Source organism: Mesorhizobium sp. M7A.F.Ca.AU.001.01.1.1, assembly GCF_004022735.1.
GTDB lineage: Bacteria > Pseudomonadota > Alphaproteobacteria > Rhizobiales > Rhizobiaceae > Mesorhizobium > Mesorhizobium ciceri.
Genome location: NZ_RZPF01000884.1, coordinates 1 through 2,306 on the forward strand (window position 1 = coordinate 1; position 2,306 = coordinate 2,306).

Below are 2,306 nucleotides of genomic sequence, written 5' to 3' on the forward strand. Positions count from 1 at the left end.
GCCGAAGCCGTAGCAGACGAGCACGAACATGATGACGGATGCCGCCGTGAAGCCGAGCGGTTGGATGAGCAGCAGATTGGCGATCAGGCCGATAACGACGAAGCCCATTGCCTTCCAGTCGGTCGGCGTCTCCTTTTCCTCCTCCGGCTGCCAGCCGCCGCGAAGCGCGGCAAGGATGAGCAACAGCGAAAGTACCACCAGGCCAACCATGGTAAGGTAGGGAAAGACGGTCGGGCCGACCTTGGAGTAGAGCGGCGACACCGGGATCGCCAGCGTCTGCCAGGCGACGGCGCCGGCGCAGGCCAGGAGCCCGATGCCTATCAACAATTCCGGCACGGCAAGCCGCGACGGCGCCGCCTGCTGGTCGCTGGTGCTCATGATTGTCCTCCCCAGGAGAGCTGGCCAAGTATGGTTGGCGGAAATGCCCGGCGCCGCATGCTTGCTCCCCACCGCAGGGTCATGCCGGCTTGCATTTCATGCGAGAAGGGGCGACCTGCGCCGCCCCTATGACGATGGATCAGGCGAGCCCGAGATCCTTCAGGATCGCCTCGATGCGGGCTGAATCCTCGGTGACGAACTTCGCATAGTCGTCGCCGGTGAGCAGGATCGGCGTCCAGTTGCGGTTCTTGCATTCGGTCGCCCACGCGTCGCTCTTGGCCATGGTCTCGATCAGGGTGATCATCGCTGCCTTGTCGGCGTCGGAAATACCCGGCGGTGCGAAGACGCCGCGCCAGTTGAACAGTTCGACATCGATGCCGGCCTCCTTCAGCGTCGGCGCATCGATGCCGTCCTGGCGCTTGTCTGCCGAGATGGCGAGCAGCCGCAGCGCGCCCGCCTTGACCTGCTCGGAGAACTCGCCAAAGCCGGAGATGCCGGCCGCGACCTGGTTGCCGAGCAGCGCCGACAACGCCTCACCGCCGCCGGCGAACGGCACGTAGGACAGGTTTGTCGCCGGCACGCCGACAGTCTTGGCAATCAGGCCGAACAGGATGTGATCGGAACCGCCTGCGGAGCCGCCGGCGACAGGAACCTTTGTCGGATCGGCCTTGAGCGCGGCGACGAAATCAGCGGCCGTCTTGAACGGCGACTCCGCCGGCACGACCAAGGCCTCGAACTCGCCGGTAAGGCGGGCGATCGGGGTGACCTGCGTCAGATTGTTGGCGGCCTTGTTGGCAATGATGGCGCCAACCATGACCATGCCGGCAACCATCAGGGAATTGCCTTTGCCGTTCCACTGGCTGATGAATTGCGGCAGCCCGACAGTCCCGCCGGCGCCGCCGACATTGGTGATCTGCGAACCCGAGATGAGCTTTTCACTGCGCAGCACCTGGTCGATCGTGCGCGCCGTCTGGTCCCAGCCACCACCCGGTGCGGCAGGCACGAAGAGCTGTATCTGGGGCGCGCCTTCGGCCAAAGCGGGAGAAAGATGCGACGTCATCAGCCCGGCACCCACGGCTGCGGTGCTCATCAAAAATCTGCGTCTGTCCAGCATGGGATTCCTCCAAATCACGACACCTCCTCCGGTGCCCGCCAAAACGCGCCTGCATCCAGACCCGTCATCGATTTCAAGCAGATGTTACGGAGTTCTGTCAACGGAAACGATATTCTACTGGACAGAACGATTTGGCGGCGCGACACAGTCGCGTCGCTCGGCTTTCTTCAAACTGGAACCGCCATGGATTCGCCAAGCAAATCGGCAGATGCGGAAATCGACCGCGCCGAAGGTGTTGCAGCACTCGATCGGGCGATTGCCATCCTCGATGCCTTCAGCACGGAGGACCGGTCGCTCAGCCTAGCCGAAATCGCGGCGCGCACCGGCCTCTACAAGAGCACCATCCTGCGGCTTGCGAATTCCCTTTTGCGCGGACGATTGCTCGAGCGCCTCGACAATGGGCGCTACCGCGTCGGACCCGCGACGTTTCGGCTCGGTGCGCTCTACCAGCGTTCGGTCGTGGCGGTCGACATCCTGCTGCCGATCATGCGCGATCTTTCCGAGCGAAGCTGGGAAAGCGTTGCCTTCTACGTTCGCTCGGGCGATGTCCGCACCTGTCTTTACCGCGTCGAATCCAAGCACCCGATCCGCTACACGATACGCGAAGGCGACGTATTGCCTTTGCTGCTCGGCTCGGGCGGCCGCGTGCTCGCAGCGTTTTCGGGCCAGCAGGGCGAACCCTACGAGACCATCCGCAAGACCTGCAACTGTCTCGCCGTCGGCGACCGCGACCCCGAGACCGGGGGCGTGTCGGCGCCGGTATTCGGGCCAGGGGGCGTCCTGCTCGGCGCCTTGACCCTGGCTGGACCAAGCA

General features: G+C 64.1%; 3 protein-coding genes. 1 reads left to right on the forward strand and 2 read right to left on the reverse strand.

What is annotated here, in order from left to right; genetic code table 11:
• A partial coding sequence (locus tag EN884_RS33405; protein WP_164895327.1) for a tripartite tricarboxylate transporter TctB family protein occupies nt 1-378 on the reverse strand: 378 nt, incomplete at its 3' end.
• Between the two features lie 139 nt (nt 379-517).
• Nucleotides 518-1,492 (reverse strand): tripartite tricarboxylate transporter substrate-binding protein, encoded by a 975-nt coding sequence (locus tag EN884_RS33410; RefSeq protein WP_013529611.1) that lies wholly within the window; start codon nt 1,490-1,492, stop codon nt 518-520.
• A gap of 183 nt (nt 1,493-1,675) precedes the next feature.
• Here EN884_RS33410 and EN884_RS33415 point away from each other — a divergent pair.
• Nucleotides 1,676-2,306, forward strand: a 631-nt coding sequence (locus tag EN884_RS33415; protein WP_164895328.1) for an IclR family transcriptional regulator, incomplete at its 3' end; no start/stop codon positions are given.